The following is a 6660-nucleotide window of genomic DNA, read 5'->3' on the forward strand; positions in this document are numbered from 1 at the left end:
ATCGCGTCGGCCGCCGCCCACTCGGCGCCGGAGGTCGCCGCCCGGGTGCTCGGCGCCGCGACGGCCGCCCGGCGGACCGCCGAGTTCGCCGCGGCGCCGGCCGAGCGGGACGAGCTGGACCGGATCACCGGCCGTCTGGTCGCCGCGCTCGGCCGGGAGCGGTTCGACGCGCTGGTCGCCTCCGGGGGCCGCCTGAGCCCCGACGAGGGCCGGGCCCTCGTTTCGGGCTCGTCGCCTCCAGGCGCGGCCTGACCCCGCCGCCGCCCCGGGAGGGTCACGCCGCCCGGCGGTACGACGCGATGATCACGCCGCTCTTCATCACCTTGGTGCCGGCCAGCGCCAGCGTCGCCGCGGCCTCGGCGAGCGGCGTGGTCACGGTGTCCCCGCCGACGAACACGGGGTGGATCCAGAACCGGGCCTCGTCCAGCAGCCCGGCCTTGAGCAGGGTGTGCGCGACCGGGCCGTAGCCGTACATCAGGATGTCCCCGCCGTCCTGCGCCTTGAGCGCGGCGACCTCCTCCACCAGGTCGCCCTTCAGGACCGTGGTGTTGTTCCACTCCGGGTCGGTCAGGGTGGTCGACGCGACGTACTTGCGGATGGCGTTCATCTCGGCGGCGCCGCTGTCCTCCGTGACCTCCATGGTCGGCCACGCGGCGGCGAACCCCTCGTACGTGCGGCGTCCCATCAGCAGGGCGTCCGCGGCCCTCAGCTGCTCGCCGGCGAACGCGACCGCCTCGTCGTCGAAGAACGGGGTGGTCCAGGCCGGGTTCTCGATGACGCCGTCGAGGGTGATGTAGGTCGAGGCGATGACCTTGCGCATGGTTTGCTCCTGGGAGGCGTGGGCTCTTTCGGGTACGGCCAGAACTCTGCCGACCGGCGCTTACGGTTCGCTTCAGATGCCCTTGCAACGGCGCGGACGAGCGCCCTTCCTCCGCCGCGCTCCGCTCCTCCCCGGCCCTCCCCACCCGCCAGGACGGGGTCCCGCACTCGCTATCCGCCCCGCGTCACAGTCGCGCCCGGCAGCGACTCCTTCTGCGCTTCCGGCGAACCGACGACGGCGTTGAGCCCGCCGTTCACGGGCTGCGCGACCGCGTCGCCCGAGACGAAGGGATGCGACGTCTCCCCCTCGACCCTGATCAGCATCCTGGTGGGGGTGCAGGCCAGGCGGACCTTGTCCTCCGAGGAGGTGACCACCGCCGGCTCCACCGGTCCGGAGAACCCCTCCTCCCGCTCCGGCTGCCCCTCGGACTCGGTCAGGTCGACGTGCATGCTCCAGCCGGAGCCGGACAGCCCGCACAGGCCGGAGGAGTTGATCCACGCGATCAGGTTTTGGGAGCCGACCATGATCTGTGCCAGTGCCCGCTCCCCCTCGTCGGGAAGCTTGGGGTGATCGGTCAGCCCCCTCAGCTTGACCAGCGGCCAGCGGGCCGGATCCTTCAGCACCGGGTTCACTGCCGGCGCGGAGCACGCGCCGAGGGCCGATACCAGCGACAACGCGGCTGCGGCACGCGCCAGACGATCGTTCACTGCGGTTCCCCGTTCGCGACGACTCGGTGATCTTGAGTCTACGCACCTCACCTGAGGCGCGGGCGCCGATCAGGCATTCCGGCCGCGGGACCTCGCGTGGTGGTCGGCGAGAAGCGTGAGCAGCTCGATGAGCCGGTCGCGCTCCGGCCCGGTGAGAGGCGCGAGCACCTCGTCCTGGAGCTCCGCGAGCAGGGCGTCGAGCCTGCGCAGCCGGGCACGGCCCTCCGGGGTCAGGGTGATGACGTTGCGGCGGCGGTCGGCGGGGTCGGGCGCGCGCTCCACCAGGCCACGGCCGGCGAGCTCGTTGATGACGGCGACCACGTCGCTGCGGTAGATGCCGGTACGGCGGCTGAGCTCCGCCTGGCTCGCCGGGCCCAGTTCCTCCAGCGTCACGAGCACGGCGTAGTGCCACTTGCGGGCGTCCTCGCGCGCCAGCCCCTCGGTGACCACCCGGTCGGCGTGCGCCGCGACCATCGCCAGCAGCCGGGTCGGCACGCCGCGCAGCCTGGCGGGGGTCCCCTTCCCGTCCACGTGATGGGTCATGTCGGACGCGCCGCTGCTCATGCCGATGATCCTATCTCGTTGCGTTAGTGGGACTAACGATGTACATTCGTTCGTGGCACTAACGTTAGTGCGACGAACGAATGAGGAGAACCTCCATGCCCGTGATCGACGTGCTCGACTCCACGATGTACTACGAGGAGACCGGGAGCGGCGTCCCCTTCGTCTTCCTGCACGGCAACCCCGGCTCGTCCCACCTGTGGCGCAAGGTCCTGCCGCGGGTCGGCGGGCGGGCCCGCCTTCTCGCCCCCGACCTGATCGGCATGGGCCGCTCGGGCAAGCCCGACGTGCCGTACCGGTTCGCCGACCACGCCCGCTACCTCGACGCCTGGTTCGAACGGCTCGGGCTGGAGGACGTGGTGCTCGTGGGGCACGACTGGGGCGGGGCGCTCGCCTTCGACTGGGCCGCGCGCCATCCCGGCCGGGTCCGCGGCGTCGCCTTCTTTGAGGCCGTCGTCCGGGGGGTGTCGTGGAGCGAACTGGGCGAAGGCCCCCGATCCCGGAGCGAGGCCATCCGGGGCCCGGAGGGCGAGTCGCTGGTGCTCGACCGGAACTTCCTCGTGGAGACGGCGTACACCGGCGGGGTGCTGACCCCTCTGAGCCCGGCGCAGATGGAGCCGTACCTGGCGCCGTACCCCACCCGGGAGAGCCGCCGCCCGCTGCTCGAGTGGGCGCGCTCGCTTCCGCTCGACGGCGAGCCCGCGGACGTGGCCGAGCGGATCGGCCGGTACGGCGAGTGGCTCGCCGGCAGCGACGACGTCCCCAAGCTGCTGATCACCTTCGACGGCTCGGGGACCCTGCTCGTCACCCCGGAGGTGGCCCGATGGTGCCGGGCGAACATCTCCGCCCTGGAAGTCGAGTACGGCGGACCCGCGGGACACCACGCGCCGGAGGACCGGCCCGAGGCCATCGGCGCGGCGATCACCGCGTGGGCGGCACGGCACGGGCTGACCACGTACAGCTAGCCGGACGCACGGCCCGCCCCCGCGAGCCGTCGGGACATGGCGGGGCGGTTCCGCCGGCGGGGCCGTTGCGGCGGGGCCGTTGCGGGGCGGCGGCTCCGGGGCGGCGGCTCCGGGGCGGCGGCCTCAGCCCCGTTCCCACCGCCACAGGCGTTCGCCGTCCTCCATCTGGTCCGTCGGCCGCAGGCCGATCCCGGCCGCCACCTTCATGGACGCCTGATGATCGGGATGGATGTGGGCCTGGAGGAGGTCGACGCCCCGGCCGCGCAGCCACTCGGCCAGCGCCACCGCGGCCTCCGAGGCGTACCCACGCCCCTGCCAGGCCGTTCCCACCACCCACGCGACCTCGGCCCGCCGCCCGGCGCCGGTCACCGTCGCCTGCACCGTGCCGACCGGCCGGCCGTCCCGCCTGCGGCGCACGATCCAGTTGAGCCAGGCCTGCCGGCCGTCGGGCGAGCGTCCCGCGGCCAGCCTGGCGTACCGGGCCCGCAGGCCGTCCAGGTCGGGAGGCCCTCCCCCGATGAAGCCGTACAGGTCCTCCCCGGCGAGGACGTCCACCATGTCGTCGGCGTCCTCCACGGTGAGGGGGGTCAGCGTGAGCCGGGCCGCCTCGATCCGGTCCGCGCTCAGGCCGCCGCCCGCTTCGCTGTCGTCGTCCACGTACAGGAGTCTTCCGCGAGACGGAGGCGGTCCGCGAGCGGGTTTCCGTCAGCCCGCCACGGCGGCGCGCACGTCCGCGAGCAGGGCCTGCGCCGCGGCCACGGTCTCCTCGATCCGCTCCGGCGACTCCCCGACGCGACCGAGCAGCCTCTGTGCCCGTACGGCGAAGCCGGGAGGGGCCGGGGGCAGCCGGCCTGCCGAGGCCACCATGCCCTTCTCGTTGATCAGCCACCGGCCGGCCCGGCCGTGCAGGGCGTGGCAGGCGACGCCGACGGCGCGGAAGAGACATCCGGCGGCGTAGACGGGGTCGGCTCCGGCCGCGCCGTACCTCGCCAGGTCCAGGCAGAAGCCGGCCTCCCACAGCCCCCGCACGAGGGCGCCGCCGAGAGCCGGCGGGTAGGCCTGAGCGCTCTCCCGCAGGGCGGTGAGCTCCCCGGTGGGGTCGGCGAGCACCCGGCACAGCGCCGCCTCCCCGGCATACGCGTGGGAGTAGAACCCCAGCGGATGCCCGGTCTGGACGGCGACCTCGTAGCGGCCCTCGCGGCACTCCGCCCAGACCCGGCGCACCCGGTCCAGGTCGCGGTAGATCCAGTCGACGCGCAGGCCGCCGACCGTCAGCCAGGCGCCGCCGTCGACCCACGGCCCCCAGCCGCCGGGCTCGGTGACCGTGCTTCCTTCGCCCGCCACCTGTACGGCGAGCTCGCGCAGCGCCGCCACGTCCAGCTCGCCCCGGTAGTAGAGCCCGAGATCCACATCGGAGTCGGGGCGGTGGGTGCCCCGGGCCCGGCTGCCGCCCAGCGCCACCGCGACCACGCCGGGAATCCGCGCAAGCTGTCCGGCGAGCGCTCCCACGGCCAAGTCGTCCATGACCCCTATGATCACGCGGATCGGGGCTCAGGCGGTGTCGTTGGCCTCGGTGATCCAGTAGGCGAGGTTGGCCTGAGCGGTCAGCGTGTCGGGGTGGTCGTCGCCCAGGACCCGTTCGCGTACGGGCACCAGGGCGAGGTAGAGGTCGCGCGCCCCGGCCGGGTCCCCCGCCTCCCCGGTCCACGTGGCGTGGTTGCCCCGGGCGGTGAGGGTGTCGGGGTGGTCGGGGCCCAGCACCCGCTCCCGCACCGGCACCAGCGCCGCGTACAGGTCGCGGGCCGCCGCCGGGTCCCCCGCCTCCCCCGTCCAGTAGGCGAGGTTGGCCCGGGCGGTGAGGGTGTCGGGATGGTCGACCCCCAGCACCCGCTCCCGCACCGGCACCAGCGCCGCGAACAGGTCGCGGGCGGTGGCCGCGTCGCCGGCCTGGCCGGTCCAGTACGCGAGGTTCGCCCCGGCCACGAGCGTCTCGGGATCGTCGGGGCCCAGGCTCCGCTCCCGTTCCGGCACGAGCACGGCGAACAGGTCGCGCGCCGCGGACGCGTCGCCGGCCTGGCCGGTCCAGTACGCCAGGTTGCCGCGGGCCGTGGACGCCGCCGGGTGGCCGTCTCCCAGCACGCGCTCCATGAGGGGCACGAGCTCGGCGTACAGGTCCCTGGCGGCCACCGCGTCTCCCGCCCGTCCGGTGAAGTGGGCGAGGTTGGCCCGGGCGCCCAGCAGGTCGGGGTCGTCGGCGCCCGACACCTGCTCCATCGCGGGGACGAGCTCGGCGTACAGGTCGCGGGCGGCCGCGGCGTCGCCGGCCTGTCCGGTCCGGACGGCGAGGGCGGCTCGGTCGGCCAACGACGCGATGCTGTCGCGGTCGGCCGGCGACGCGATGCTGTCGCGGTCCGTCGGAGCCTCAAGGCTGTCGCGGTCCGTCGGCTCAAGGCTGTCGCCGGCGGGCTCGGGCGCGGGCGTCGTCCCGGGGATCTCGGTGGAATCGCCCGGCGGGAGCGCGGCGAGAGGGGCGGGACGGGACGGGTGCCGCGTGAGGGCGGCGTGCCGTGCGGGCGACCGGAGGGCCCGGAACCGGGAGGCCGCCGCGAGCGCGCGGCGGTGCAGCTCCCGGGGGGCGCACCAGCTCAGCGCGGGGCGGCCGTCGTCGCGGGGACCGGAGCCCAGGCCGTCCGTCATGAGGCCGCACTGCCAGTACCAGCGCCGCAGGTCCTGGAGCACGCACACGTAGACCGTGTCGACGTCCAGCGAGCGCTTCGCGGCGTACGCGGCGATCTGCTCCCAGGTGGCGATGATCGGCGTGGTGAAGGAACGTTCCACGCACACGCGGGTGAGCGTGTACAGCGTCGTCCGGTCCTCGGCCCCGTTGTCCGCGGCGCTGCCGAGCATCCGCGGCTCCTGCCGGACCAGGACCGCCCGCCAGGGCGGCCACGCCGACGCAACGAGCAGGCCGAGCAGGGCCCCGACGACCCACCAGTTCAGGGACATGGCGCATACCTTCGTCACAAGCGGTACGGGAGACCCGTACGAGGAGGAAAGGCTCCCGGCCGGCCGATGTCCCGTCGCCCTCGCCGCGCGAGGAGGCGAAGGAGACGAGGGCCGACAGCCAGGAGAGCGGCTGCGATGTCGTCGCAGCCGCTCTTGTCGCGGCGGTTCCCGTCCGCGCGGCTCATGCCCTTGCGCAGGGCGCGAGACGGGAACGGTCAGGCGGATGCCGGAAGACCCGCGCCGCGAACCCGTTCGGAGACGCCCCCCTCAGGTCGTGCCGCCGGAGCCTTCGTCCCACCCCCCGCGGGCTGTTCCCGCGGTCGTGGGGGTGGACGGCCCCTGCCGGCGCGACCAGCGCCTCCGAGCCTTCGTGCGCCTCGGCGGGGGCGCGCTCCCGCCGAGGATCGTGCGGTGGTGTCGCTGCCGCGGTCCCGGGGGCACCCGAACCGCGGGCAGCGACATCACCTGTCAGTGACGGCCGCCGCCGCCGTTCCAGCCGCCGCCGTTGCCGCCACCCTGGCCGCCGCCGTTGCCGCCGCCCCAGCCGCCGCTGTGGCCGCCGGTGCCGCCACCCTGGCCGCCCGTGCCGCCCGTGCCGCCC

The 6660-nt window shown here is 74.7% G+C and carries 8 protein-coding genes; 2 read left to right on the forward strand and 6 right to left on the reverse strand.

Annotated features, from left to right (window positions below; translation table 11 throughout):
* A partial coding sequence (locus MPTA5024_RS43045; RefSeq protein WP_036332607.1) for a hypothetical protein occupies positions 1-252 on the forward strand: 252 nt, incomplete at its 5' end.
* 22 nt (positions 253-274) lie between these two features.
* Here the strand turns inward: MPTA5024_RS43045 and MPTA5024_RS36335 are convergent.
* From MPTA5024_RS36335 to MPTA5024_RS36345, 3 genes are all read right to left on the reverse strand, one after another.
* Entirely contained in the window at positions 275-820 is a 546-nt protein-coding gene (locus MPTA5024_RS36335; protein ID WP_036332609.1) for a dihydrofolate reductase family protein, read from the reverse strand.
* A 170-nt stretch (positions 821-990) separates the two neighbouring features.
* Positions 991-1443, reverse strand: coding sequence for a hypothetical protein (locus MPTA5024_RS36340; RefSeq protein ID WP_036332611.1), 453 nt, complete (start codon positions 1441-1443; stop codon positions 991-993).
* Positions 1444-1596: 153 nt separating this feature from the next.
* The gene (locus MPTA5024_RS36345; protein ID WP_232326795.1) at positions 1597-2091 is read right to left on the reverse strand and encodes a MarR family winged helix-turn-helix transcriptional regulator; all 495 of its coding nucleotides are present in this window, start codon (positions 2089-2091) and stop codon (positions 1597-1599) included.
* A gap of 95 nt (positions 2092-2186) precedes the next feature.
* Between MPTA5024_RS36345 and MPTA5024_RS36350 the strand changes: the two genes are divergently transcribed.
* Entirely contained in the window at positions 2187-3053 is an 867-nt protein-coding gene (locus tag MPTA5024_RS36350; RefSeq protein WP_036332613.1) for a haloalkane dehalogenase, read from the forward strand.
* Between the two features lie 123 nt (positions 3054-3176).
* Here the strand turns inward: MPTA5024_RS36350 and MPTA5024_RS36355 are convergent, their stop codons facing one another.
* The 3 genes from MPTA5024_RS36355 to MPTA5024_RS44475 are packed head-to-tail and all read right to left on the reverse strand — an operon-like array spanning position 3177 to position 6059.
* Entirely contained in the window at positions 3177-3710 is a 534-nt protein-coding gene (locus MPTA5024_RS36355) for a GNAT family N-acetyltransferase (protein ID WP_232326796.1), read from the reverse strand.
* Positions 3711-3758: 48 nt separating this feature from the next.
* Positions 3759-4577, reverse strand: coding sequence for a nucleotidyltransferase domain-containing protein (locus MPTA5024_RS36360; protein ID WP_036332978.1), 819 nt, complete (start codon positions 4575-4577; stop codon positions 3759-3761).
* A gap of 27 nt (positions 4578-4604) precedes the next feature.
* Positions 4605-6059 (reverse strand): tetratricopeptide repeat protein, encoded by a 1455-nt coding sequence (locus MPTA5024_RS44475; protein WP_051459104.1) that lies wholly within the window; start codon positions 6057-6059, stop codon positions 4605-4607.
* Between the last annotated feature and the right edge of the window lie 601 nt (positions 6060-6660).

This window comes from Microbispora sp. ATCC PTA-5024 (assembly GCF_000511135.2).
GTDB lineage: Bacteria > Actinomycetota > Actinomycetes > Streptosporangiales > Streptosporangiaceae > Microbispora > Microbispora corallina.